Origin of the sequence: Nonomuraea fuscirosea (genome assembly GCF_035917475.1) — a bacterium.
GTDB classification, from domain to species: Bacteria; Actinomycetota; Actinomycetes; order Streptosporangiales; family Streptosporangiaceae; genus Nonomuraea; species Nonomuraea fuscirosea.
Map to the genome: position 1 here is coordinate 7,611,175 of NZ_CP109074.1, position 22,378 is coordinate 7,633,552.

Below are 22,378 nucleotides of genomic sequence, written 5' to 3' on the forward strand. Positions count from 1 at the left end.
CAGGCGGTATACAGAGCGCGTGGAACTGGACCGGCTCGATCGTGACATCATCGCGGCGCTCGTGGACGACGCCCGCCAGACCTACGCCGAGATCGGCCACCGGGTCGGGCTGAGCGCCTCGGCGGTCAAGCGGCGGGTGGACCGGCTGCGCGAGCTGGGGGCGATCACCGGGTTCAGCGCGCGGGTGGCGCCGCAGGCGCTCGGCTGGACGACCGAGGCGTACGTGGAGCTGTTCTGCCAGGGCAAGACGAAGCCGTCGGACATCGCGCTGGCCGTGGCCAGGTTCCCCGAGGTCGTGGGCGCGGCCACGATCACCGGCGAGGCGGACGCGCTCCTGCACATCAGGGCGACGGACGTGCGGCACGTCGAACGGGTGATCGAGCGCATCGCGGCGGAGACGTTCGTGGTGCGGACGAAGAGCGCCATCGTGCTGTCGCGGCTGGTGGACGCAACTCACAACCCGTCCGTGCCCGAGGTGCGCAACGAATCCCCCTCGACCGGGTGAAAGACGCAACCGATCGGCGGCAAGACGCAATGTCAACCCCTTGGCTTGCCCAATCGGGAATTCCTAGGCTGGGCGCGTCCCCTGAAGGGGGTTTTCCCTGGTTACGACCCGTTGGAGCGTTGCATGCCCAAACACTTCCTCATGTGCCGCCCGGACTACTTCACGGTCGAGTACACGATCAATCCGTGGATGCGTCCCGAGGCCGGAGCGGACCGTGACGTGGCGGTCCGGCAGTGGGAGGGCCTCAAGTCGGCGTACGAGGAGCTCGGACACCAGGTGAGCCTGATCGACCCGATCGAGGGGCTGCCCGACATGGTGTTCGCCGCGAACGGCGCCCTGGTCGTGGGCGGCCGCGTCTACGGCGCGCGCTTCGCCTACCCGCAGCGCACCGCCGAGGGCCCGGCATACCTGCGCTGGTTCACCGACCGCGGCTACGAGGCGCTCGAACCGTCCCACGTCAACGAGGGCGAGGGCGACTTCCTCACCCTCGACGACGTCATCCTGGCCGGCACGGGCTTCCGCACGGACGTGGTCGCCCACCAGGAGGCGCAGGAATACCTGGGCCGGCCCGTCGTCTCGCTGACGCTGGTGGACCCGCGGTTCTACCACCTCGACACGGCGCTGTTCCCGATCGACGGGCACAACGTCGGCTACTACCCCGCCGCCTTCTCGCCGGGGAGCCTCGCGGTGCTGCGCCGCATGTTCCCCGACGCGGTGATCGCGACGGACCGCGACGCCGAGGTGCTCGGGCTGAACGCGGTCAGCGACGGCACGAACGTGGTCGTCAACGCCGAGGCCTCCGATCTGCAACTGGAGCTCAAGCGGCGCGGCTACGAGGTGATCCCGGTCGATCTGTCGGAGCTGCGTAAGGCGGGCGGCGGCCCCAAGTGCTGCACACTTGAGATCAGGGGGGAGAACTGATCATGACCACCAGCGCAGAGCTGATCGAAGTGAGCGAGCGCCGCAGCGCGCACAACTACCATCCACTGCCCGTGGTGATCCACGAGGCGCACGGCGCCTGGGTCACCGACGTCGACGGCAAGCGGTATCTGGACTGCCTGTCCGGCTACTCCTCGCTCAACTTCGGCCACGGCCATCCGAAGATCATCCAGGCCGCGAAGGAGCAGCTCGAACGGCTGACGCTGACCAGCCGCGCCTTCTACCACGACCAGTTCGCGCAGTTCTGCGCCGGGCTGGGCGACCTCACCGGCAAGGACCTGGTCCTGCCCATGAACACCGGCGCCGAGGCGGTGGAGACCGCCATCAAGGTGGCGCGCAAGTGGGGCTACGAGGTCAAGGGCGTCGAGCCGGACCAGGCCAACATCATCGTGATGGAGGGCAACTTCCACGGCCGGACCACCACGATCGTCAGCTTCTCCACCGACCCCGACGCGCACGACAACTTCGGCCCGTACACGCCGGGCTTCCGCGTCGTCCGCTACGGCGACATCGAGGCGATCAGGCAGGCCGTGGACGCGAACACGGTCGGGGTGCTGGTCGAGCCGATCCAGGGCGAGGCCGGGGTGCTGGTGCCGCCGGACGGTTACCTGGGCGAGGTGCGGCAGCTGTGCACGGCCCAGGGCATCCTGATGATCGCCGACGAGGTCCAGTCGGGGCTGGGGCGCACGGGCCAGACGTTCGCGTGCGACTTCGAGGGCGTCGTGCCCGACATGTACGTCCTGGGCAAGGCGCTGGGCGGCGGCGTCGTCCCGGTCTCGGCCGTCGCGGCCAACCGGGACGTGCTCGGGGTCATCCACCCCGGCCAGCACGGCTCCACGTTCGGCGGCAACCCGCTGGCGTGCGCGGTGGCCAACGCGGTGATCGAGATCCTGGCCACCGGCGAGATCCAGGCCAGGGCCGCCAAGCTGGGCGAGCTGCTGCACACGCGGCTGCGCGACCTGGTCGGCAAGGGCGGAGTGGTCGCGGTGCGCGGGCGCGGGCTGTGGGCGGGCGTGGACATCCACCCCGACCTGGGCACCGGCCGCGAGGTCTCGAAGGCGCTGCTGAAGCGGGGCGTGCTGGCCAAGGACACGCACGGGTCCACGATCCGGCTGGCGCCGCCGATCGTCATCTCGGAGGAGGACCTGCTCTGGGCGATCGACCAGTTCACCGACGCCGTCTACGACCTGCAGCACCCGTAGCAGGGCAGCCGTAGCGCCGGTGGGCCCGGCGGAGCGGCAGGAGGCGGCAGGGGCCCGGCCACCCGTGGTGGCCGGGCTCCCGGCATGTCATGCGGGCAGCGACCACACCTGCATGCCGTCGGGCGCGTCCTCGGCGACGAACCCCTGCTCCTTCAGCTCGGCCACCAGGACCTCCCCGGCCGGCCAGTGGCTGGTGGAGACCACCTCGTCCTCGCTCACCACCACGCCGCGCTGCCTGGTCCGGTAGACGAAGCGCGAGGTGACGCTCTCCCCCGAGGCGTCGAGCACCTGCCCGGCCACCTCGTACGTGTGCCGCCCCACCGGATAGGAGCCCATGGACACGAGCTCCCCCGGCACGGCCGCGCCCCGCTGCCGCCAGTTGAACAGCAGCCGCCCGCCCGGCTCCAGCTGCCTGGCCAGCACCCGCCACAGCTCGGCCCGTTCGGCGGCGGAGAAGCTCTGCAGCACCGAGATCATCACCACGGCCTCGACCGGCTCGTCCACGTCCACGTCGAGGGCCCCGCACGGCAGCACGGTCACCCGCCGGAGTGTCGGCGGGTCCTGGGCCAGCCGGGAGACGAGCACGGAACGCATGCCGAGCGACGGCTCGACGGCGTAGATCTCGGCCGGGGTGGCGCGGGCGATCACGTCGGTGATCAGGCCCGTGCCGGCACCGATCTCGATCACCCCGCGCCGCACCCCGGCCAGCAGGGGCGGCAGCAGCTCACGGATCAGCGGCACGTGCCCGTCCTCGTGCCAGAGGTCGTAGAAGGGTACGGCGACGGCGTTGGCATCCATGGAGATCAGCGTAGGCGGGCGGAGTCGATCGGCTTGACCACCTCGCCGGTGGAGCCGTACCAGGTGACCTCGTCGGGCAGGGTCAGCACGGCGAGCGCGTTCTGGAACAGCGGGCCCTTCGTGATCCGCCAGCGGAACGGCGGGCGCGGGATGCCCGCCGAGCGCGCCAGCAGGCCGCCCACCAGGGTCGCGATCGAGAACTGGGTGAACACGTTGGCCCAGCGCAGCATGCGGCTGAGCGGGTTGCGGATCGGCGAGCAGACGATCTGGAAGACGGGCCCCCGGTCGGCTTTGGCCAGGTAGGAGTAGTGCACGTCGCCCGACAGGATCATCACCGGCTTGCCCAGCCCGATCAGCAGCCGGGCCAGGTCCTCGAACGAGCGCCGGAACGCCGCCCAGTGCTCCAGGTCGATGGCCTGCCGGAACGTCTCCGACCATCGCCGCACCGCGGGCCCCCACTTGCCGTCGCTCAGGGCCTCGTTCCAGTTCTGCACGCCGTGGACGCCCTCGGGCAGCAGGAACGGGATCGACGAGCCGATGATCAGCTGCTCGGCCGGGCGGCCGACCTGACCCTCCAGCCAGGCCCACTCGTCCGCGTCGAGCATGCGGCGGTTGCCGGGCGTGAGCTGCCTGGCGCACCGGGTGTCGACCATGATGAGCCGGGCCGGGCCGAGGTCGCGGGCGTAGCTCCAGCGGTTGCTGGTGGGCTCGGCGTCGGCCTTGTCGGCGAAGGCGTCGAGGGCCTGCCCGCCGTCGCCCTCCATCAGCTTGCGCAGCAGCGGGTCCTCCGCCCGCTCGGCGGGCGAGAGGTTGCCGAGGTGCTGGTAGATCCAGTACGCCCCGAGCCCGGCCACCACCCGGCGGCGCCACCACGACGTCCTGGCCATCTGCTCGCGCCAGGGCTGCGAGGTGTTCCAGTCGTCGCGCAGGTCGTGGTCGTCGAAGATCATCGCGCTCGGCACGGTGGACAGCAGCCACCGGATCTCGGTCTCGGTCCATGCCTGACGGTAGAGCTCGGCGTACTCCTCGAAGTCGGCGATCTCACCCTGCGGCTCGGTGTCCCTGCGGGAGCGGATGTAGGCCAGCATGTCGGGCGAGGGGTTGTCGGCGTAGACCTGGTCGCCGAGGAGCAGCAGCAGGTCGGGCCACTCGTCCTCGCCGGCCTCGGGGAGGTGCTCGCCGAAGGCGCGCAGGACGTCGTCACCGTGGGAACGCACGTGCGCGGCGTCGTGGGGCACGCTGGTGCGGCACGATCCGAACGCCAGCCGGCGCACCCCTTCCCGGGGCAGCAGCCTGATCCGGGACGGCGGGCGACCCGCCATCGGCCAAACCCGCTCCCCGTCGAGCTCCACCGTGTACGACGCGATATCCTGGGACAACTCGACGAGATCCACGATCGCGTAGTGGTGACCGTGCACGGTGAAGGTGGGCGACCGGTAAGTCCTGCCTCCCGCCTCAACGGCGACCGTGCAGGGCTCGGCGGTCTCCACCCAGATCGACGCGCTTTCGGAGTCGACATACCGCAGCATCGGCCCCACCACCAGTGCGGGCAATGGACAAACCTCCTGGTTCGACGTTCCGTCACACTCTCGTGCGCAAGCCTGCCAGAGTGGCGCGGTCCGCCACATCCGATCAACGGCTTCGATTTCTACCAAAACTCGGCAAGGTCAAACGCCCCGCTCTAGGATGATCGTGACATCAACGCCCAAAAGGGAGAGGCAACGGCGCCTATTCCGGTAAAAAGGGCGTACATATCGGGAGGAAGTTCTTCCATGAGCATCATGGTGCCGTCAACGACGCCGGCCCTGATCACCCCGGGCCGTCAGGCCCTCGACTCCGCGCTGCACCAGCTCGACCGGGCCGCCGAACATCTCGGGCTCGACGACGGGCTCCGCACGATGCTGGCCACGCCCCGCCGCTCCCTGACCGTCTCGGTCCCGGTGCGCCGCGAGGACGGACGCCTGGACGTCGTCCAGGGCTACCGGGTGCAGCACAACGTCTCACGCGGCCCCGCCAAGGGCGGGCTGCGGTTTCATCCCGCCGTCGACATCCACGAGGTCACCGCGCTCGCGATGTGGATGACGTGGAAGTGCGCACTGGTCGGCATCCCGTACGGCGGCGCCAAAGGCGGCGTGGCCGTGGATCCGACCGGGCTCACCACCCGCGAACTCGAACGGCTGACCCGCCGCTACGTCAACGAGATCCTGCCGCTGATCGGCCCGGAGAAGGACATCCCGGCCCCCGACGTCGGCACCGACGAGCGGACCATGGCCTGGATCATGGACACCTACAGCGTCAACACCGGCTACTCGGTGCCCGGCGTGGTCACCGGCAAGCCGACGACGCTGGGCGGCTCGCTGGGACGCGCGGGCGCGACCTCGCGGGGCGTGCAGATCGCGACGCTGGCCGCGCTCGGCCGCTCACCCGAGGGCGTGACCGTGGCCGTGCAGGGCTTCGGCAAGGTGGGCGGCCCGGCCGCCCAATACCTGGCCGACGCGGGCTGCAAGGTGGTGGCGGTCTCCGACGTCAGCGGCGCCGTCTACAACGCGGCCGGCCTCGACGTCGCCCGCCTGCGCGCCTGGACGGCCGAGTCGGGCGGCGTGCGCGGGTTCCACCAGGCCGACGAGCTGCCTCGTGAGGACCTGTTCGAGCTGGACGTGGACGTCCTGGTCCCGGCCGCGCTCGAAGGCGCGATCACCGAGGCCAACGCGCCCCGGGTGCGCGCCCGCCTGATCGTCGAGGGCGCCAACGGGCCCGTCACGCCCCAGGCGGACGAGATCCTCGCCGCGAACGGCACCACGGTCGTGCCCGACATCCTGGCCAACGCCGGCGGGGTGATCGTGTCGTACCTGGAGTGGGTGCAGAACATGCAGGCCTACTCGTGGAGCTCGGGCGACGTCGAGCTGAAGCTGCGCGAGCTCATGCTGGCCGCCTACGCCGAGGTCACGGCCGCGGCCGCGGACCGCGGGCTGACGCTCAGGCAGGCGGCGCACGTCATCGGCGTGAGCCGGGTGGCCGAGGCGCACCAGATGCGCGGCCTGTACCCGTGACCGTGCGACCTACTTAAGTAGCAGGAGGCCCGCCCAAGGTTCGATGCCCTGGGCGGGCCTCGTGCCGCATCGTGATGCGCATGAGAGGCATCATCAACATCGTCGGCGTGATCGCCGTCATCCAGGGCGTCGCCGGATTCGTCGGGCGGATGTGGTTCGACAGCGAGTGGGGCTTCCTGCACCGGCTCGTCGACCTGCCGCTGCCGGCCTACCTGGGCGTGGCCGCGGCCGGGCTGGTGGCGTTGATCGCGGCCGACACGAGCAAGAAGCGCGAGGATCGGTGAGGCGTCCGCGCTGAGCACCGTCCGCGCGGACGACCGCAGCTTCGTGCGGGCGGTCAGAGCTTGAGCTCGGCGTAGTCGAGCGCCTCGACCAGGCCCTCCAGGTCGCGCATGAGCTGCTCGGTGCGTTCCTGCCCGAACGCCCGCGCGATCTCCCCCTGCTGCTCGGCCACCGTGCCGTCCACCCGCGCCAGCAGCTCGGCGCCGCGTTCGGAGACGAACACCGCCACCCGCCGCCGGTCGCCCTTCGCCGGTCCCCGGTAGACCAGCGCCCGGTCGATGAGCCGGTCGACGGCCTTGGTCAGCGTGGGGTGCGGCATGAGCACGGCCGCGGCCAGCTCGCCCATCGACTCGCCGCGGCCGTCGGCCAGGGCCCGCATGATGCGCCACTGCTCGACCGTGACGTCCTCGCCGGCGAGCACCGCGGCCAGCCCGCGGTTGACGCCCCGCTCCGCACGGCTGAGCAGGTAGGCGAGTGAGGACCCCAGCCCGGAGGTGGTCATCGCAAGGTCCTTTCGTCGGGGAGCTAGAAGGGAGGATACTCGTCGGCGTGGCGCCGATGGTCGATCCCTTCGAGGCACGACTCCTCCCGTCGGGCTCGGTCAGGGTCGCGCTGATCGTGCCCGTCTCGGGCGTGCTGGGCCTCATGGGCCCGTGCGCGATCAACTGCGCCGTGCTGGCCGCCGAGGAGGTCAACGACCGGGGCGGCGTGCTGGGCCGGCCGATCGAGCTGGTCCTGGTCGACGGCGGGCGTCCCGCGCGGGTGGTGGCCGCCGAGGTGGCGGATCTGGTGCGGTCGGGCACGGTGCGGGCCGCGGTCGGGGCGCACGCGAGCGACGTGCGGGTGGAGGTGGTGGCCGCGATCGCGGGGCGGGTGCCGTTCGTGTACGCGCCGCCGTACGAAGGAGGAGGCCGGGCGCCCGGTGTCTACTTCCTGGGCGAGACCCCCGACCGGCAGCTCGCCCCCGGCATCGAGTGGCTGGCCGGCGCCCGGCGGGCACGCCGCTGGTACCTGCTCGGCAACGACTACATCTGGCCGCGCCTGGTGCACGCCAGCGCCCGCGGGAGACTGCGGGAGGCGGGGGCGAGCGTGGTCGGCGAGAGCCTGGTCGCGAACGGCGGTGCGGCGCCCCTGCTGGAGCGGGTGGCCGAGGCCAGGCCGGACGCCATCCTGCTGACGCTGATCGGCAGCGACCTGATCGAATTCAACCGCGCGTACGCGGACTCCGGCCTGAGCGCGGCCCGGCTGTGCGGCGCGCTGGAGGAGCACGGCCTGCTCGGCATCGGCGGCGACGCGACGGGCGGCCTGTACGCCTCCATGGGTTACTTCCGTGACCTGCCCACCACGGCCGGCCTCGGCTTCGCACAGCGGTACGCGGCCAGGTTCGGCCAGGACGCCCCTTTGCTCAACGCCCACGGCCACGGCTGCTACGAGGCGGTGGCCATGCTGGCCGCCCTGAGCGCGCGGGCCGGCTCGCTGGCGGTGCCGGCGCTCGACGCGGCGGCCGACGGGGCCACGATCACGAGCGCGCGCGGCACGGTCACGCTGCTCGACCGGCAGGTCCGCCACCCCGTCCACCTGGGCCGGGCCGACGGCCTGAGTTTCTTTCTAGAGAAACCTTTTCAATAGAAAGCTTTGGCTCTAAGGTGCGAAACGCCCCCCGGGCAGCCCTCAAGCACCCCGCGCAGCCCCCCAGGCAGCAAGGAGCCGTCCATGAGCACCATCGAACAGTTCGGCTACCGGCAGGAGCTGAAGCGCACGCTCGGCTTCGCCGACCTGATGATCTACGGCCTGATCTTCATGGTGCCGATCGCGCCCTTCGGCATCTTCGGCTACGTCTTCTCCACCTCGCACGGGATGGTGGCGCTGGCGTACGTGATCGGGCTGCTGGCGATGGCGTTCACGGCGCTGTCGTACGCGCAGATGGCGCGGGCCTTCCCGATGGCCGGATCGGTCTACACCTACGCCGGGCGCGGCATCGCGGCTCCGGTCGGGTTCATGGCCGGCTGGGCGATCCTGCTGGACTACGTCCTCGTGCCCTCGCTGCTCTACCTGATCGCCAGCGGCGCCATGCACTCCTTCGTGCCGGCGATCCCCGTCTGGGCCTGGCTGGTCATGTTCGTGCTGCTCAACACCGGCATCAACTACCTGGGCATCCAGATGACGGCCAGGATCACCCGGGTCATGCTGGTCGCCGAGCTGGCCGTGCTGGCGATCTTCCTCGTGGCCGGCGTCGTCGCGCTGGCCCAGGGCAAGGGCCAGGCGGGCGCGTTCTCCCCGATCTTCGAGTCCTCCTCCTTCACCTGGAGCGTCATGTTCGCGGCCGCGTCGGTGGCCGTGCTGTCGTTCCTCGGCTTCGACGGCATCTCCACGCTGGCGGAGGAGAACCGCGAGGACGCCAGGCGCCTCGGCCGTTCCATGCTCGCCGCGCTCGGCGTCGCGGCCGTGCTGTTCGTGGTTCAGACCTGGGTGGCGGCGCTGCTCACCCCCGGCAGGGACAAGCTGATCGCCGAGGGCGACCTCACCGGCAACGCCTTCTACGACACCGCCGCGTTCGCCGGAGGGCAGTGGCTGGCGGTGCTCACCGCCGTGGCCACCGCCATCGCCTGGGGCTTCGCCAACTCGCTGGTCGCGCAGGCGGCCACCTCGCGGCTGCTGTTCGCCATGGCCCGCGACCGGCAGTTGCCCGGATTCCTGGCCAAGGTGGACCCGAAGCGGCAGGTACCGGTCAACGCGACGTTCGCGGTGGCGGGTATATCGCTGGCCGTGGGCCTGTTCATGAGCACCAGGGAGCAGGGCGCCGGGGAGCTGACCTCGCTGGTCAACTTCGGCGCCATGACCGCCTTCCTGCTGCTGCACGTGGCCGTGGTCGTCCACTACGCGATCAGGCAGGGCAGCCGCGACTACTGGGCGCACCTGGTCGCGCCGGTGATCGGCTTCGGCATCCTGGTGGCCGTGGTGATCAACCAGAACGTCGCGGCCCAGTGGGTCGGCGGCATCTGGCTGGCCCTCGGCCTCGTCGTCCTCGGCCTGTCGTACCTGTCGGGCCGCGGGCCCGTCCTTCCCAAGGAGGTCATGTGAACGTCGTCTCCTACCGTCCCGCCCCTGAGGAACTGAGCTACACCTTCGGCGGGCGCGCGCCCGTCGGCAAGGTGCGGCCGGGCACGATCATGGAGCTGTACACGGAGGACTGCTTCGGCGGCCTGGTCAGGAGCGTGGACGACCTGCCCTCGCGGGTGTGCGAGTTCCCCTACCTCAATCCCGTGACCGGGCCCTTCCATGTGGAGGGCGCCGAGCCGGGCGACACCCTGGCGCTGCACTTCGTCTCCATCACCCCGGCCAGGGACTGGGCGGTGTCCACGACGTTCCCCCACTTCGGCGCGCTGACCGGCACGCACACCACGGCCATGCTCCAGCCGCCGCTGGAGGAGCGCGTCTGGCGCTACGACATCGACCTCGGCCGGGGCGTGGCCGTCTACCACGCGCGCAACAGCGACTTCAGCGTGGCGCTGCCGCTCGACCCGATGCACGGCACGGTCGGCGTGGCCCCCGGCGCGAACGAGGCCCGCATGACGATCACCCCCGACGCGCACGGCGGCAACATGGACACCCCCGAGCTGCGCGCGGGCGTCACCGTCTACCTGGGCGTCAACGTCGAGGGCGGCCTGTTCTCGATCGGCGACGGGCACGGGCGGCAGGGGCACGGCGAGGTGTGCGGCACGGCGGTGGAGTCGGCGATGAACACCGTGGTCGCGGTCGAGCTGATCAAGGGCGTGGCCACGCCGTGGCCCCGGCTGGAGGACGACCTGCACCTGATGTCCACGGGCTCGGCCAGGCCGCTGGAGGACGCGTACCGGATCAGCCAGCACGACCTCGTCACCTGGGCCTCCGAGCTGACCGGGCTGGACACGCTGGACGCCTACCAGCTCGTCAGCCAGGCCGGGCAGGCGCCGGTCGGCAACGTGTGCGACACCAACTACACGATGGTCGCCAAGATGCCCAAGGAGTATCTCGGCCGGGCGGCGGTCTACGAGTCGGCGCACGAGCGGCTGCGGGCCCTGGGTTCGGCGTACACAAGATAGGTTGACTTGCTCTCCGCCCTGAAGGACGGAGGTTCCCGTGCCGCTCACGCGGCAGTTCGTGCCGCTGGCGCGGCCCGTGCTGTGGAACGGGGTGCTTGACGCTTCACGGACCCGGATGGGTCTCCACGCCCTGAGACGACCAGCCCGGCCGCCTGATACTTCGCTAGCGTGTTCTTGGCCCCGACGATGTCGGCGTGCTCGGTATGCCCGCAGGCGGTGCAGGAGAAGAGTGCTTGGCTCTTGCGGCTCTTCCCATCCACCACCCCGCAGGCCGGTGCCGGGCAGGTCTGTGAGGTGTACGGGGCCGGAACCTCAGCGATCACCGTCCCGGTGTAGCGAGCCTTGGACCGCAGCGCGATCTCCAACCCGTACCAGCCCTTGTCCAAGATCGCCTTGTTCAGGCCGGACTTCGCGGCCCGCCCGTTGGGCAGGAAAGCGCCAGGGCGGCCGGGGTCGGGTTTCGGCCGCGCGGCGCTGGTCAGGTTCGTCGTCTTCAAGTCTTCGAGGATCACCACGCCGTAGTCGCGGGTAAGACGGTGCGCGGTCTGGGCGTTGAAGTCGCCACGCCGCCATCTGACCCGGCGCATGATCTCACCCAGCCGAGCGATGATCGCCTTGCGCCGCTTGGAGCCCTTCGCGCTGCGGGCCAGCCGACGCTGCAGCCGCGGATACCGTTCTGCTTCACCGCGAGTGAGATAGCCCAGATCGGATGTCCGGTCCTTCTTGGCGGCCGAAGGTATCACCCGGCTGGAGACACCATCGGCGGTGGCGTGGCGACGATCGAAGAACTCCCCGTCGGAGGTGACGGCGGCGGTGACCACGCCCCGGTCCACCCCGACCTTCCGCTCGGCACGCACGTGGTGTTCGACCTGGCCCAGCCCGTCCTCGACAAGGAAGCTGATGAACCAATGCATCCCGTCGAGGGAGACGGTCGCCGATTTCACCACTCCACCCAGCGGACGCGACATCCGAAACGCCCCGCTTGCGATACTCGCGGCGCTGCTGGAGACCGGTGTTCCACACGCTGCGGCAGATCCCGCCCAACCGCTCAGCGAAGATCCGCTGCCCGGGGTCGAAGTCCGCGCGATACTTCCGCCCCGCCAGCACAGCCAGACGCCCCTTCCCTGCCACCTGCCCGCACCTTCACCAACTCGAACACATTAACAAGTGGTCTATGAGTCAGGACGTGGAATACCGGCGAGGCAGACATGTGGTTTCCGCGATGCACGTCCATCTGGTCTTCGTGACCAGATGCCGGCGAAACGTCTTCAACGACGGGATGCTACGCCGCTGCGAAGAGATCATGATCGAGGTATGCGACAACTTCGAAGCCGAACTACGCGAGTTCAACGGCGCAGACGACCACGTCCACCTGCTCGTCCACTACCCACCCAAGATGGCCGTCTCCAAGCTCGTCAAACCCCTCAAGGGCGTCTCATCCCTCTACCCGCGCAGAGAGTTCACCGGCCACCTCAACCACGTCCCCATGAAGGGCCCCTTCTGGTCGCCGTCCTACCTCGCCGCATCCTGCGGCGAAGCCCCGCACACCCTCATCAAGACATACATCGAACGACAGCGCCGCCCCACCTGACCGCTTCAGGATCCGCGCCACGCGCCCCGCAACGCCCCGCCGGAGGCGGGGCACCCCCTTCGGGGACCACATCCATCCCGGTCTGAAGGCCGAGGCTTTCTGCAGACCTTCGGCAAACATTGATGTCGCAGGTCAGAACATTGATCATCTTCCCCTTAGAGTGGAACGGTGCTCAGGTTGGTGCTCTCTCTGGTCCTGCTCGATCCAGCCGCCCTCACCGAGGTGTCCCAACGCAACGTGCCCGTTCCCCGCGTGCTGACGCCTGACGGCGACCGCCTGGGCTACGCGCCGGTCCCGCGCCCCTACACGGGGCCGCGGCGGCTGACCGGGGTGCTGCTCGGCCGCGACCCCGTCGCGAAGACGGACGTGCTGTGCGGGGGCACGGTGATCGGCACGCGCAGCCGCAGCCTGGTGCTGACGGCGGCGCACTGCCTCTATCACGACGGGCGGCTGCTCAGGCGGCTGGCGTTCCTGCCGGGCTACGACAGGGGCCGGCCGCCGCTGGGGGTCTGGCCCGTCGTGCGCACGTGGGTGCCGGCGCGCTGGCGCAGCAGGCCGTTCTCCTCCGAGCTGCTGCCGTACGACGTGGGGCTGGTCGGGGTCGAGCGCCGCAAGCGCCCGCTGGAGGACGTGACCGGGCGCGGGCTGCCGCCCATGCCCACGGCCAGGGGCACCGAGCTGCGCGGGCTGGAGCTGCTCGGCTATCCGGTGGGCCGGGGTTATCCGGGCACCAAGATGTACCGGTGCGTGGGCGACACCGTCGAAGGCGTCTCGGAAGGGCCGGGGCTGATGGTCACCCGCAACTGCCACGCCGCCGCGGGCGGCAGCGGCGGGCCCGCGTTGTACGGGGGGTCGGTGGCGGGCGTCGTGTCGTCCTCCAGCCCGCTGAGCGACGCCAAGGGCTACACGGTGCTGACCCGGCTGGGCGACCGGTTCGGCCGGATGCTGGCCAGGGCCGACCGCGCGATGCGCCTGCTCACCCCGACCGGCTGACCCGCGCTCACCCGCGGCCGCGTGGCCGGGTCGCGGACCTTTCGCTCTGCCCGCCCGGCCGGGGCGGGTCAGGTCGCCTGGGTGACGATCTGCTCGCAGAGGGCGTGGGTGGCCAGGGCGTCGCCCGCGTCGATCCGGCGGCCGTCTCGCACGGCGGCCAGGAACTCCAGGCAGATCTGCTCGATGCCGCGCTGCCTGGCCACCGGCACCCAGTCGGGCCGCCTGGCCAGCCCCTCGCCGCCCTGGTAGTCGACGACGTCGCCGAGGTTGATCACGCGGCGCTTGCGGCCGTCGCCCATCGCCTCGCAGGTCTCCTCGCTCGCGCCGCTCACCCTGTTCATCACGCCGAGTGCGGTGAAACCGTCGCCCGACAGCTCCAGGACGATGTGCTCGATGAGCCCGTCACGGACGCGGGTCCTGATCGTGGTGCCGGTGACCTCGCCGGGGGCGAGGAACCTGAGCGTGTCGGCGACGTGGATGAAGTCGTCGAAGACGGCCAGGCGCGGGGTGTCGGGCAGGTTGTGCCGGTTCTTCTCCATGACGACCAGATGCCGGGGATGGGCGGCCAGCGAGACGTAGCCGGGGGCGTGGCGGCGGTTGAAGCCGACCATCAGCGACCGGCCGGCGGTCCTGGCCAGGCGTACCAGACGCTCGGACTCGGCCAGGGTGTAGGCGATCGGCTTGTCGACGTAGACGTGGATCCCGGCTTCGAGCAGCGGCTCGACGATCTCGGCATGGGCCTCGGTGGCGGCGTGCACGAACGCCGCCTCGACCCCGGCCTTGATCACCTCGTCGACGCGGGTGAACCGGGCGGCGACGCGGTGGGCGTCGCCGAGCCGGTCGAGCCTGGCCTCGTCGCGGGTGCACAGGTGCAGGTCGAGGGCGGGCTGGGCGGCCAGCACGGGCAGGTAGGCCTTCTCCGCGATGTCGCCCAGGCCGATCATGGCTGTCTTCACGCGTCGAGCGTAGCCGTACCGCGCGCTCAGTTCTGGCTCCAGAGCAGGCGCAGGAGCGCGTTGACGACGAACAGCGCGGCGAAGACGACGGCGGGGGTGACCAGCCCGGAGGCGTAGAGCGCCAGGGCGCCGCCGCCGAACCAGAGGATCTCCAGGGCGGCGCGGGCCAGGCCCGTCAGCGGGTAGACGGCGTTCTCGCCGCCACCGGCCCCGAACAGCGCCCAGGCGCCGATGAACAGGGCCGGTCCGCCGAGCCCGGCCAGGAGCTTGACGGCCCAGTTCGGGCTGAGCGTGAACCCCCAGTACGCGACGGAGGCCAGCACGCCGAGCTCCAGCAGGAACATCAGCAGGGCGTTGGCGTGCTTGGCGAGGGCGAGCATGGGGGCCTCCGTGGTTCAACGTTCCGGCGTTCCGTTTCGAGAGCAATGCTCTCTCAAAAGAGCACCAATCGTCAAGAGCGGTGCTCTCGTTTGCTTGCGGCGCTCTGGTAATGTGCGCACATGACAGCCAGCCGTACCGCCAGAGAACGGGTCAGGGCCGAACTCACCAAAGAGATCACCGACATCGCACGGCGCCGGCTCGCCACCGAAGGGGCGGGCGGCCTGTCACTGCGGGCCGTCGCGCGGGAGATGGGCATGGTCTCCTCGGCCATCTACCGCTATTTCCCGAGCCGCGACGACCTGCTCACCACGCTGATCATCGACGGCTACAACGCGCTCGGCGAGGCCGTCGAGCAGGCCGAGGCGGCGGCCCCGCGCGCCGACCACCTCGGGCGGTGGCTGGCGGCCTGCCACGGCGTGCGCGACTGGGCGGTGGCGCACCCGCACGAATACGCGCTGATCTACGGCTCCCCCGTGCCCGGCTACCAGGCGCCGCAGGACACGATCCCGGCCCGCGTACGCGACCTCACCGTGCTGGCCGGCATCATCCGCGACGCCTGGCAGGCGGGCGCGGTGCGCGCCCCCGAGGCGGAGGCGCCGAAGGAGCTGGAGCCGGACGCGGCCGCTCTGCGCGAGCTCATGCCGGGCGTCCCCGACGCGGTGATCTGGCGTGCGGTCACCGCGTGGACCGCGATGTACGGCTGGGTCAACTTCGAGGTGTTCGGTCAGTTCAACAACACCATCGAGCACCGGCGCACGGCCTTCGGGCACTCGATGCTGACCATGGCCGAGACGATGGGTCTTGCCCAGTGACCCGTACTCACTTTTACTGAGTGGATGGCTCGCGGGAACCAAGAGCTCAGCCGTTGCGCGGACGTGGCGCTGCTGGTGCTCATCAGCCTCGCGGAGGGGCAGAAGCACGGATATCGCATGATCGGCGACATCGAGGAGTTCTCGGGGACCTCGCTGGAGCCCGGCACCCTGTACGGGACGCTGATGCGGCTGGCGGAGGACGGCCTGATCGAGGCCGTGCAGTCGGTGGAGCGGCACCGGCCGTACCGGATCACCGAGGCGGGGCGTGACGCGCTGCGCGAGCAGCTCGACCTGCTGCGCCGGATCGAACGGGCGGGGGGCGACCGCGTGGCTCTGAAGCCGGCATGACACCCGCACGGCCGCGTCCCCCGAGGCGGGGCGCTCCTCTCGGGCGACCTGCCCACCCCGTCAGCGGTCCACCCGGGGCGGCTTGATCGGGCGACCTGCTCACCCCGTCAGCGGTCCGCCCGGGGCGGCTTGAACAGCGGGACGAGGACCTCGTCCACGATCTGGACGACGAGGCCGTCGGGGAACGGCAGGCCCTCGAAGAGGAAGTGGTGGCGCAGCAGGGCGTGACCGGAGTCGAGGCGGCGCGGCGTGACGTCCGACGACGCCACCTCGCCGCGCTCGACCGCCCGCCGCACCACCTCCTCCATCAGCCGCCTGCCCCTGCCCTGCGTGGTGCGCCGCATGGTGCGCAGCGGTGACTCGCCGCGCAGCGCCTCGCCCAGCAGCCCGCGCATCGCCTCGCCCGCCGGGCCCGACAGGGCGTCGGCGGTGATGGTCAGCAGGGCCACCAGATCGTCGCGCAGGTTGCCGGTGTCGGGCGAGGAGCCGGGCGACGGCATCGACCGGTAGACCGCCTCCATCACCAGCTCGATGCGGCTGGGCCAGCGCCGGTAGAGCGAGGCCTTGCTGGCCCTCGCCCGCTCGGCGACGCCCTCCATGGTCAGCCCGGCGTAACCGACCTCGGACAGCTCGTCAAGCGTGGCCTGGAAGATGGCGGCGCTCAGCGCCTCGCCCCGGCGGCGCGGCTGCTTGCGATGGTCGGTCACCATGGCAGGCATTCTAGGGAGTGGCCGTGACGGTGCCGGTGTCACCGTTGACGGTGACCACCAGGCCGTCTTCGAGCACCGACGTGCCGCGTCCCGTGCCCATCACGGCGGGGATGCCGTACTCCCTGGCGACGATGGCGGCGTGCGAGGCCGCGCCGCCGGTGTCCACGACGACGGCCGCGGCCCGCTGGAACAGCGGGGTCCACGACGGGTTCGTGTACGGGCAGACCAGCACGTCGCCGGACTCCAGCCGGCCGAACTCGGCGACGCTCGCGATCACCTTGACCGGTCCCGTGGCGGTGCCGCCGCCCGCCGCGGTGCCGGTCAGCAGCGCCGGGCCGGGGTCGGTGACGGGGTGGACGGCGGCGGGGTCGATGAGCCGCACGCCGGACAGCTCCTCCCGCTTGGACGCCCGCCGCCGGACCCGGTCCCGCAGCCGGGCGGCCGCCGGGTCGTCGGTCCCGCGCAGCGCCTCCAGCTCTTCCAGCCGCAGGTGGAAGACATCCTCGGAATGGTCGAGCAGGCGCGCGCCGGTCAGTCTGCGGCCCATCTCCAGCAGCGCCCTGCGCATGAGCGGCGCCGGCAGCATGAAGAAGAAGTGGCTGTCCTCCCGGAAGGCCATGCCGTCGTGGGCCGCCGCCACCCGGCGGGCCAGCCGGGGCGACCTCAGCGGGCGCCCGGGCTGCTTCTCGCGCTCTCTCGGCGGCGCCGCGGCCAGCACACCGACCAGGTCGAGCACCACCTCGGGGGCGTCCTCCCAGGTGGGCGAGGAGATCAGGATGGGGCTCGTGGTCTCACGGTGGCCGTACTCGGCCATGAAGCTCGCCAGCTGGGCGGCGAACTCGGCGGGCGGCTGCTCCGCCTCCAGCGCCCCCGTGCGGCGGGCCGTCTCGGCGAGGCGCTCCAACGCCCGGTTGGCGTCGTCTGTACGGGTACGCGCCCCGAGCAGCAGCTCCCGGAACAGCTTCCCGCGGCCGAGCGGCGCGAGCGCCAGCATCAGCCGCAGCAGCGCGACCCCGACGCCCGGCAGGTAGTCGATCCGCAGGTCGGCTATCGGATCCACCAGGCCGAGCGCCTGTCTGGGCACCTGCCGCAGCTCCTTCCACGGCATCGTCCCGAGGTCGCGGGCACGCAGCTGGTCGACATCCCTCAGGTACGCCTGGAAGCGGGGGTCCTCGGTCCAGCGGGCGGGGTCGTACCTCCATGCCTTGGCCAGCGCCCGGAACGGCGCGGTCAGCACCCTCGGGGTCAGGCTCGGCTTGACCGGTTCGATCCGGTAGACGACGCCGTCCTCCTCCTGAAGGGCGTTGTGGATCGGGTTACGGATGCCGTACGCGGCGAACACCTTGCTCATCTGCCCCGCGGGGCCGTCGGGCAGCCACGAGGACATGTCCATCGGGTACGGCCGCACGGGCACGTACTCGAGCAGGACCTCGGCCGTGCGGCGCCGTATCCCGTCGAGCGGGCCCACGGGAGGCGGCGGGAGGGCGGTCATGGGGCGGGCCTGAAGCAGGTGGAGCCGGCCCGCCACGTACGCCCACTCGATGTCCTGCGGCCGCCCGAAGGCCTCGGCCACCCGCCGTCCCAGCCCGGCCAGCTCCCGTAACACCTCGTCGGACAGCAGCACGGCGGTGCCCTCGACCGGCCCCCGCTCGGCCCGGGCACCGGCCGCGCCGCCGGTCCGCGCGTCCGCCTGCGCCCCGGCAGGGCTCCCGGCGGTCTCCGCGGCGCTCTCGTGCACGACTCCCCCGCCGGCGGCGCTGCGGATCACGACCTCCCCGCGTCCCGGCGTGAACTCCACCACCTCCCCCGACGGCCGCAGCACGTAGTGGTCGGGGGTGACCAGCCCGGACACGACCGCCTCCCCCAGCCCGCGGCCGGCGTCGACGACGAACTGCTCGCGGTCGCCCGTGACCGGGTTCGCGGTGAACATCACCCCGGCCGTCTCGGCCTCCACCATGCGCTGCACGACCACCGCGATCCGCACCTCGGAGTCGTCCAGGCGCAGCCGGGCCCGGTAGGAGACGGCGCGGTCGGTCCAGAGCGAGCCCCAGCAACGGCGTACCGCGTCGAGCAGCGCGTCCTCACCGACCACGTTGAGGTAGGTGTCCTGCTGGCCGGCGAAGGCCGCCCCCGGCAGGTCCTCGGCGGTCGCGCTCGACCGCACGGCCACCGGCCCGCCGCCGAGCGTCGCGTAGGCGCCGGTGATCGCCTCCCGCAGCTCCTCGGGCGGCTCAACGCTCTCGAAGTGCTCGCGCGTATCGCGGTCGCGGGCGACCAGCTCGTACGCGTGCGTGGTGATCACGAACCCGTCGGGCACCGGAAAGCCGTGCCGGACGAGCTCGCCCAGGTTGGCGCCCTTGCCTCCGGCCATGGCCAGGTCGGCGCGCCCGAAGGCGTTCAGGGGTGCGACCAGTTTCACTGTCTCTCCTCGACGTAGGCGGTGGTGCGGAGCGGGCGCGCCGGCAGGACCAGGGCCAGGAAGAACGCGACGACCAGCAGCGGCGCCATGGCGGCGAACACGGGCGGCACGGCCGCGGCGAACGCCTCGCGCACGCCGGCGGGCAGCGTGGCGGGGCTGCTCCCCGAGATGCCCGACCGCATGGTGATCAGCGCGCCGACCAGTGCGACCCCGGCGGAGGCGCCGATCTGCCGCAGGAACGTCACCGCCGAGGTGGCGGCGCCCAGGTCCGCGTACGGGACGGCGTTCTGTGCGGCCATCACCATGACCTGCATGACCAGCCCCACGCCCAGCCCGGTCAGCGCCATCCCCGCCACGAGCCCGATCGGCGAGGCGCCGGCGAGCCCGATGAGCCCGAGCCCGGCCGCCGCGACGACGGTGCCCGCGACGGGGTACGGCTTGTAGACGCCGGTCCTGGTGATGAGCCGGCCGGAGACGATGGTGGTGACGAGCACGCCGCCCATGAGCGCGGTCACCATCAGCCCGGCCCGCGTGGCGCTCGTGTGCAGCGCGATCTGCGCGTACGCCGGAAGGTACGACACCGAGCCGAACAACGCGAATCCGATGACGAAACTGATCGCCACCGGCACCGCGAACGCCCGGTCCCTGAACAGCCGCAGCGGCAGGACCGGGTCGACCGCGTACCGGGCGCTGACCAGCCAGCCGGCCACCCCGGCCGCCGTCAGGCCGAGGTAGGCGAGGTCGCCGCTCTCCCCCAGCAGGACGACGCCCACGACGGCGACGCCCAGCGTGACGGCGCCCGCCACGTCGAGCGGCGCCCGGCCGACGGGTCTCGGCAGCTTCAGCGTGGCGGTCAGCACGGTCAGCGCGAGCAGCCCCAGGGGCGGGTAGATGGCGAAGATCCACCGCCAGCTCAACTGGTCGATGAAGAACCCGCCGATGAGCGGGCCGCCCACCGCCGCCACCACGTACGCGGCCCCGATGAGCCCCAGGTAGCGGCCCCGCTCGCGCGGGCTCACCACCTCCCCGATGATCGCCTGCGCCCCGATCATCAATCCGCCCCCGCCGATGCCCTGGACCGCGCGGAAAGCGATGAACTGCGGCATCGACGTGGCCAGCCCGCACAGGACGGCTCCGGCGACGAAGATGAGGATGGCGGCCTGCATGACAGGCTTGCGGCCGTAGCGGTCGCCGAGCTTGCCGTAGAGCGGCATGACGACGGTGGCGGCGACGAGGTAGGCGCTGATGACGGCGGACATCTGGTCGAGCCCGCCCAGCCCGGCCGCCACGGCGGGCAGCGCGGGCGCCATGATCGTCTGATCGAGCGCGCCGAGCAGCATGCACAACATCAGCCCCGACAGCACGAGCACCATGGCCGCCCCTTAGAGAACGTGTCGTTCTCTAAGGAGCATAGAGTCCCTCTCATAGAAACGCAACGTTCACTACCCGTTCATCATTCTTACCGGAGGCGAAAGGCGGGTGAGAGGTACGTCTCGACGGCGGAAGGGGAGGGCCCGCGACACCTCCCCGCGACCGGGCGGGCTCAGGGCATGGGAAAGCCCGAGCCCTCGTCACCATGAGGGCTCGGGCTTCGAGAAGTCAGCGGGAGGCGCGGTTGACCGCGGAGATGATGGCCTTGAGCGAGGCCGTCGTGGTGTTGGCGTCGACGCCCACACCCCACAGCACCTGCCCGTCGACCTCGCACTCCAGGTAGGACGCCGCCTTGGCGTCGCTGCCCGCGCTCATCGCGTGCTCCACGTAGTCGAGCACCCGCACCTGGATGCCGACGCCCGAGATCGCGTCGACGAAGGCCGAGATGGGGCCGTTGCCGGTGCCCTCGATCTCGCGGATCTCCCCGTCGAGGCGGACGTCGGCGCCGATGCGGTCCTTGTCGTCCACCGTGGAGGCGTGGCGGTGGGCCATGAGGCTCAGGCGGCCCCACCGGTTGGCCGGGTTGGGCAGGTATTCGTCGCGGAAGATCTCGAACATGGCGGCGGGGCTGATCTCGCCGCCCTCGCTGTCGGTGCGCGCCTGCACGACCCTGGAGAACTCGATCTGCAGCCGGCGCGGCAGGTCGAGCTGGTGGTCGGCCTTCATGATGTAGGCGACCCCGCCCTTGCCCGACTGGCTGTTGACCCGGATGACCGCCTCGTAGGAGCGGCCGATGTCCTTCGGGTCGATCGGCAGGTACGGCACCGCCCACGTGAACTGCTCGACCGGCACCCCGGCCGCCGCGGCGTCGCGTTCGAGATGCTCGAAGCCCTTCTTGATGGCGTCCTGGTGGGAGCCGGAGAAGGCGGTGTAGACCAGCTCGCCGCCCCACGGGTGACGCGGGTGCACGGGCAGCTGGTTGCAGTATTCGGTGACCCGGCGGATCTCGTCGATGTCACTGAAGTCGATCTGGGGGTCGACGCCCTGGGAGAACAGGTTCATGCCCAGGGTGACCAGGCAGACGTTGCCGGTGCGCTCGCCGTTGCCGAACAGGCAGCCCTCGATCCGGTCGGCGCCCGCCATGTAGCCCAGCTCGGCGGCGGCCACGGCGGTGCCGCGGTCGTTGTGCGGGTGCAGCGACAGGACGATCGAGTCGCGGTGGGCGAGGTTGCGGTGCATCCACTCGATCTGGTCGGCGTAGACGTTGGGGGTGGCCATCTCGACGGTGGCCGGCAGGTTGATGATGACCTTGCGGTCGGGGGTCGGCTGCCACACCTCGTTGACCGCGTCGCACACCTCGACCGCGTAGTCCAGCTCGGTGCCGGTGAACGACTCGGGCGAGTACTGGAAACGGACGTCGACGTCGGAGGCGTCGGCGAGCTTCTTGACCAGCTTGGCGCCCTCGACCGCGATGGCGGTGATGCCGTCCTTGTCCTGGCCGAAGACCACCCGGCGCTGGAGGGTGGAGGTCGAGTTGTACAGGTGGACGATGGCCTGCTTCGCGCCCTGGATCGACTCGAAGGTGCGCTCGATGAGCTCGGGCCTGGCCTGCGTCAGCACCTGGATGACCACGTCGCCGGGGATGCGGTCCTCTTCGATGATCTGGCGGACGAAGTCGAAGTCGGTCTGCGAGGCGGCCGGGAAACCCACCTCGATCTCCTTGTAGCCCATGCGTACCAGCAGCTCGAACATCTGCAGCTTGCGGTGGGAGTCCATCGGGTCGATCAGGGCCTGGTTGCCGTCACGCAGGTCGACGGCGCACCATCGGGGCGCCTCGGTGATGACCTTGCCGGGCCAGGTGCGGTCGGCCAGCCGGACGGGCTGATACGGCTGATAGCGATGGATCGGCATGCGGCTGGGCTGCTGAGCGGTCATGTCT

General features: G+C 71.0%; 22 protein-coding genes and 1 pseudogene. 12 read left to right on the plus strand and 11 right to left on the minus strand.

Annotated features, from left to right (window positions below; translation table 11 throughout):
- The first annotated feature begins 19 nt into the window (after nucleotides 1-19).
- The 3 genes from OIE67_RS34590 to rocD all read left to right on the plus strand — a co-directional run bounded on the left by OIE67_RS34590 (nucleotide 20) and on the right by rocD (nucleotide 2,646).
- Entirely contained in the window at nucleotides 20-505 is a 486-nt protein-coding gene (locus OIE67_RS34590) for an Lrp/AsnC family transcriptional regulator (RefSeq protein ID WP_326628416.1), read from the plus strand.
- A gap of 123 nt (nucleotides 506-628) precedes the next feature.
- A complete protein-coding gene (ddaH, locus tag OIE67_RS34595; protein WP_326628417.1) occupies nucleotides 629-1,426 on the plus strand; it encodes a dimethylargininase in 798 nt (265 codons plus the stop codon).
- A gap of 2 nt (nucleotides 1,427-1,428) precedes the next feature.
- Complete coding sequence (gene rocD, locus OIE67_RS34600; protein ID WP_326628419.1) at nucleotides 1,429-2,646, plus strand: ornithine--oxo-acid transaminase; 1,218 nt, start codon at nucleotides 1,429-1,431, stop codon at nucleotides 2,644-2,646.
- Nucleotides 2,647-2,733: 87 nt separating this feature from the next.
- On the opposite strand, the gene OIE67_RS34605 is transcribed toward rocD, so the two are convergent.
- Together OIE67_RS34605 and OIE67_RS34610 are read right to left on the minus strand one after the other, a co-directional pair.
- On the minus strand, nucleotides 2,734-3,444 hold the full coding sequence (locus OIE67_RS34605) for a class I SAM-dependent methyltransferase (protein WP_326628422.1): 711 nt from the start codon (nucleotides 3,442-3,444) through the stop codon (nucleotides 2,734-2,736).
- Nucleotides 3,445-3,449: 5 nt separating this feature from the next.
- Nucleotides 3,450-4,985 (minus strand): DUF7800 domain-containing protein, encoded by a 1,536-nt coding sequence (locus OIE67_RS34610; protein ID WP_435876035.1) that lies wholly within the window; start codon nucleotides 4,983-4,985, stop codon nucleotides 3,450-3,452.
- Between the two features lie 231 nt (nucleotides 4,986-5,216).
- Between OIE67_RS34610 and OIE67_RS34615 the strand changes: the two genes are divergently transcribed.
- A complete protein-coding gene (locus OIE67_RS34615) occupies nucleotides 5,217-6,494 on the plus strand; it encodes a Glu/Leu/Phe/Val family dehydrogenase (protein WP_326628425.1) in 1,278 nt (425 codons plus the stop codon).
- Nucleotides 6,495-6,574: 80 nt separating this feature from the next.
- Nucleotides 6,575-6,778 (plus strand): hypothetical protein, encoded by a 204-nt coding sequence (locus OIE67_RS34620; protein WP_326628427.1) that lies wholly within the window; start codon nucleotides 6,575-6,577, stop codon nucleotides 6,776-6,778.
- A gap of 53 nt (nucleotides 6,779-6,831) precedes the next feature.
- Here the strand turns inward: OIE67_RS34620 and OIE67_RS34625 are convergent, their stop codons facing one another.
- A complete protein-coding gene (locus OIE67_RS34625; RefSeq protein WP_106236062.1) occupies nucleotides 6,832-7,278 on the minus strand; it encodes a MarR family winged helix-turn-helix transcriptional regulator in 447 nt (148 codons plus the stop codon).
- A gap of 56 nt (nucleotides 7,279-7,334) precedes the next feature.
- Here OIE67_RS34625 and OIE67_RS34630 point away from each other — a divergent pair, with 56 nt between their 5' ends.
- The 3 genes from OIE67_RS34630 (at nucleotide 7,335) to OIE67_RS34640 (ending at nucleotide 10,858) form a co-directional block, all read left to right on the plus strand.
- Nucleotides 7,335-8,405, plus strand: a complete 1,071-nt coding sequence (locus OIE67_RS34630) for a substrate-binding domain-containing protein (protein WP_326645541.1) — start codon at nucleotides 7,335-7,337, stop codon at nucleotides 8,403-8,405.
- Nucleotides 8,406-8,489: 84 nt separating this feature from the next.
- On the plus strand, nucleotides 8,490-9,857 hold the full coding sequence (locus OIE67_RS34635; RefSeq protein ID WP_326628430.1) for an APC family permease: 1,368 nt from the start codon (nucleotides 8,490-8,492) through the stop codon (nucleotides 9,855-9,857).
- Nucleotides 9,854-10,858 carry an acetamidase/formamidase family protein gene (locus tag OIE67_RS34640; protein WP_326628432.1) on the plus strand — a complete coding sequence of 335 codons (1,005 nt, stop codon included), beginning with the start codon at nucleotides 9,854-9,856 and terminating at the stop codon, nucleotides 10,856-10,858. The genes OIE67_RS34635 and OIE67_RS34640 overlap by 4 nt, the downstream gene beginning before the upstream one ends.
- Nucleotides 10,859-10,902: 44 nt before the next feature.
- Here OIE67_RS34640 and OIE67_RS34645 read toward each other — a convergent pair whose 3' ends face one another.
- Both OIE67_RS34645 and OIE67_RS34650 read right to left on the minus strand, forming a co-directional pair.
- Entirely contained in the window at nucleotides 10,903-11,802 is a 900-nt protein-coding gene (locus OIE67_RS34645; RefSeq protein ID WP_326628434.1) for an RNA-guided endonuclease InsQ/TnpB family protein, read from the minus strand.
- Between the two features lie 91 nt (nucleotides 11,803-11,893).
- Nucleotides 11,894-11,989 (minus strand): annotated as a pseudogene (locus tag OIE67_RS34650) (hypothetical protein); the annotation flags it as partial.
- Nucleotides 11,990-12,032: 43 nt separating this feature from the next.
- Between OIE67_RS34650 and tnpA the strand changes: the two are divergent.
- The gene (tnpA, locus tag OIE67_RS34655; RefSeq protein WP_326628436.1) at nucleotides 12,033-12,449 is read left to right on the plus strand and encodes an IS200/IS605 family transposase; all 417 of its coding nucleotides are present in this window, start codon (nucleotides 12,033-12,035) and stop codon (nucleotides 12,447-12,449) included.
- Nucleotides 12,450-12,617: 168 nt separating this feature from the next.
- Nucleotides 12,618-13,442, plus strand: a complete 825-nt coding sequence (locus OIE67_RS34660; RefSeq protein ID WP_326628438.1) for a trypsin-like serine peptidase — start codon at nucleotides 12,618-12,620, stop codon at nucleotides 13,440-13,442.
- Between the two features lie 68 nt (nucleotides 13,443-13,510).
- Here OIE67_RS34660 and OIE67_RS34665 read toward each other — a convergent pair whose 3' ends face one another.
- Nucleotides 13,511-14,398 carry a Gfo/Idh/MocA family protein gene (locus OIE67_RS34665; RefSeq protein WP_326628441.1) on the minus strand — a complete coding sequence of 296 codons (888 nt, stop codon included), beginning with the start codon at nucleotides 14,396-14,398 and terminating at the stop codon, nucleotides 13,511-13,513.
- Nucleotides 14,399-14,424: 26 nt separating this feature from the next.
- The gene (locus OIE67_RS34670; RefSeq protein ID WP_326628443.1) at nucleotides 14,425-14,778 is read right to left on the minus strand and encodes a YrdB family protein; all 354 of its coding nucleotides are present in this window, start codon (nucleotides 14,776-14,778) and stop codon (nucleotides 14,425-14,427) included.
- 120 nt (nucleotides 14,779-14,898) lie between these two features.
- Here OIE67_RS34670 and OIE67_RS34675 point away from each other — a divergent pair, with 120 nt between their 5' ends.
- Both OIE67_RS34675 and OIE67_RS34680 read left to right on the plus strand, forming a co-directional pair.
- The gene (locus OIE67_RS34675) at nucleotides 14,899-15,591 is read left to right on the plus strand and encodes a TetR/AcrR family transcriptional regulator (RefSeq protein WP_326628445.1); all 693 of its coding nucleotides are present in this window, start codon (nucleotides 14,899-14,901) and stop codon (nucleotides 15,589-15,591) included.
- A gap of 24 nt (nucleotides 15,592-15,615) precedes the next feature.
- Entirely contained in the window at nucleotides 15,616-15,939 is a 324-nt protein-coding gene (locus OIE67_RS34680) for a PadR family transcriptional regulator (RefSeq protein WP_326628447.1), read from the plus strand.
- Between the two features lie 107 nt (nucleotides 15,940-16,046).
- On the opposite strand, the gene OIE67_RS34685 is transcribed toward OIE67_RS34680, so the two are convergent.
- The 4 genes from OIE67_RS34685 to leuA form a co-directional block, all read right to left on the minus strand.
- Nucleotides 16,047-16,649: a TetR/AcrR family transcriptional regulator gene (locus OIE67_RS34685; RefSeq protein WP_326628449.1), complete on the minus strand. Its 603-nt coding sequence runs from the start codon at nucleotides 16,647-16,649 to the stop codon at nucleotides 16,047-16,049.
- A gap of 10 nt (nucleotides 16,650-16,659) precedes the next feature.
- Nucleotides 16,660-19,068, minus strand: coding sequence for a PEP/pyruvate-binding domain-containing protein (locus OIE67_RS34690; RefSeq protein WP_326628451.1), 2,409 nt, complete (start codon nucleotides 19,066-19,068; stop codon nucleotides 16,660-16,662).
- The gene (locus OIE67_RS34695; protein WP_326628454.1) at nucleotides 19,065-20,441 is read right to left on the minus strand and encodes an MDR family MFS transporter; all 1,377 of its coding nucleotides are present in this window, start codon (nucleotides 20,439-20,441) and stop codon (nucleotides 19,065-19,067) included. The genes OIE67_RS34690 and OIE67_RS34695 overlap by 4 nt, the downstream gene beginning before the upstream one ends.
- A 226-nt stretch (nucleotides 20,442-20,667) precedes the next feature.
- Complete coding sequence (gene leuA / locus OIE67_RS34700; RefSeq protein ID WP_326628456.1) at nucleotides 20,668-22,374, minus strand: 2-isopropylmalate synthase; 1,707 nt, start codon at nucleotides 22,372-22,374, stop codon at nucleotides 20,668-20,670.
- Between the last annotated feature and the right edge of the window lie 4 nt (nucleotides 22,375-22,378).

Excerpts from the sequence above, each read along its gene's own strand:
- ddaH (WP_326628417.1), top strand. The coding sequence starts at position 629 with ATGCCCAAACACTTCCTCATGTGCCGCCCGGACTACTTCACGGTCGAG.
- rocD (WP_326628419.1), top strand. The coding sequence starts at position 1,429 with ATGACCACCAGCGCAGAGCTGATCGAAGTGAGCGAGCGCCGCAGCGCG.
- OIE67_RS34605 (WP_326628422.1), bottom strand. The coding sequence starts at position 3,444 with ATGGATGCCAACGCCGTCGCCGTACCCTTCTACGACCTCTGGCACGAG.
- OIE67_RS34615 (WP_326628425.1), top strand. The coding sequence starts at position 5,217 with ATGAGCATCATGGTGCCGTCAACGACGCCGGCCCTGATCACCCCGGGC.
- OIE67_RS34620 (WP_326628427.1), top strand. The coding sequence starts at position 6,575 with ATGAGAGGCATCATCAACATCGTCGGCGTGATCGCCGTCATCCAGGGC.
- OIE67_RS34625 (WP_106236062.1), bottom strand. The coding sequence starts at position 7,278 with ATGACCACCTCCGGGCTGGGGTCCTCACTCGCCTACCTGCTCAGCCGT.
- OIE67_RS34630 (WP_326645541.1), top strand. The coding sequence starts at position 7,335 with ATGGTCGATCCCTTCGAGGCACGACTCCTCCCGTCGGGCTCGGTCAGG.
- OIE67_RS34635 (WP_326628430.1), top strand. The coding sequence starts at position 8,490 with ATGAGCACCATCGAACAGTTCGGCTACCGGCAGGAGCTGAAGCGCACG.
- tnpA (WP_326628436.1), top strand. The coding sequence starts at position 12,033 with ATGAGTCAGGACGTGGAATACCGGCGAGGCAGACATGTGGTTTCCGCG.
- OIE67_RS34670 (WP_326628443.1), bottom strand. The coding sequence starts at position 14,778 with ATGCTCGCCCTCGCCAAGCACGCCAACGCCCTGCTGATGTTCCTGCTG.
- OIE67_RS34675 (WP_326628445.1), top strand. The coding sequence starts at position 14,899 with ATGACAGCCAGCCGTACCGCCAGAGAACGGGTCAGGGCCGAACTCACC.
- OIE67_RS34680 (WP_326628447.1), top strand. The coding sequence starts at position 15,616 with ATGGCTCGCGGGAACCAAGAGCTCAGCCGTTGCGCGGACGTGGCGCTG.
- OIE67_RS34685 (WP_326628449.1), bottom strand. The coding sequence starts at position 16,649 with ATGGTGACCGACCATCGCAAGCAGCCGCGCCGCCGGGGCGAGGCGCTG.
- OIE67_RS34695 (WP_326628454.1), bottom strand. The coding sequence starts at position 20,441 with ATGGTGCTCGTGCTGTCGGGGCTGATGTTGTGCATGCTGCTCGGCGCG.
- leuA (WP_326628456.1), bottom strand. The coding sequence starts at position 22,374 with ATGACCGCTCAGCAGCCCAGCCGCATGCCGATCCATCGCTATCAGCCG.